Genomic DNA, 253 nt, shown 5'->3' on the forward strand with positions numbered 1-253 from the left:
ATGAATTAACGACATATAAGCAAAATGTATTAGAGTTAGATAATAAATCAACTGAGTCAAATAAAGTATTTAAAGAAGCTATGATTTCCTTAATATTAATGATATCTCCTATGGCTCCTCATATATCTGAAGCAATATGGGAATTATGGTGAATGGAAGGATATATATTTGATTCAAATTGGCCATAATATATAGAAGCGTTAACTAATGTTTCAGACATTACTATGATGATACACGTAAATGGGAAAATAAG

1 protein-coding gene is annotated in these 253 nt (G+C 28.1%); it reads left to right on the forward strand.

From position 1 onward, the window contains the following. Nucleotides 1-152 (forward strand): class I tRNA ligase family protein (locus tag AYC60_RS09450; protein WP_156447639.1); only part of this gene is annotated, 152 nt, incomplete at its 5' end. Between the last annotated feature and the right edge of the window lie 101 nt (nt 153-253).

The organism is Streptobacillus felis, assembly GCF_001559775.1.
Classification (GTDB): domain Bacteria; phylum Fusobacteriota; class Fusobacteriia; order Fusobacteriales; family Leptotrichiaceae; genus Streptobacillus; species Streptobacillus felis.